This is a genomic window from Klebsiella sp. MS 92-3, assembly GCF_000195655.1.
Lineage (GTDB): Bacteria > Pseudomonadota > Gammaproteobacteria > Enterobacterales > Enterobacteriaceae > Klebsiella > Klebsiella pneumoniae.
On sequence record NZ_GL882853.1, the window covers coordinates 12,275 to 12,860 of the forward strand.

Annotated in this window: 2 protein-coding genes; both read right to left on the reverse strand. The window is 66.7% G+C overall.

The genetic code is table 11. The annotated features are described in order from the left end of the window. Positions 1 to 257 (reverse strand): HofP DNA utilization family protein (locus HMPREF9538_RS04845; RefSeq protein ID WP_009486051.1); only part of this gene is annotated, 257 nt, incomplete at its 3' end. Next, complete coding sequence (locus HMPREF9538_RS30530) at positions 247 to 585, reverse strand: hypothetical protein (protein WP_009486052.1); 339 nt, start codon at positions 583 to 585, stop codon at positions 247 to 249. The genes HMPREF9538_RS30530 and HMPREF9538_RS04845, both read right to left, overlap by 11 nt. Position 586 lies beyond the last annotated feature (1 nt).

Consider the following 586-nt stretch of genomic DNA (forward strand, 5'->3'; position numbering starts at 1 on the left):
ATGTCCAGCTCCCCGGCCGTCAGCCGGCTCCCCCGCCAGCCCGTGGGCAATTGCTCATCCATGCGTACCCGTCGCCACTTTCCGTTCCCATCCTGCAGAAACCCCGTCCAGCCAGCCTCATCCCCAACCGCCCCGCCATAGCGCCATTGCGAAAGCTGCGCCGTGCGGCAGGGATCCTCAACCGGCTGGAAAGGGTCACGCTCGGCCGCCAGCAGCGACAGCGGTAGCCACAGGAAGATCCAGCGTTTACCGCTCATCTTCCGCCTCCAGCAGCAGTCGCAGGCGGAGCGTCTGCGCCTCACGGCCCAGCGAAAACGAACGCGGATTCATCCCGCAGCGCGCCAGCCAGGAAAAAAGCGCGGGTACCGTTGACCAGGACAGGGTCAGCTCCATCTCGCCGCCGCTTCCCTGCGGACGCCAGGCGATAAGCTTCGCTCCGGAGAGCGGAATGGCTATGGGCGAAAATGACTGCGTGTCGATGCGCGCCCCGGGATTTTCCTCGCCGGGGATGCGCAGCGCCATGATCCGCCGCCACTGCGTTTGCAACGCCGCATCACGGGTTACCGCCGCCTGCGGCGGGCGCAGA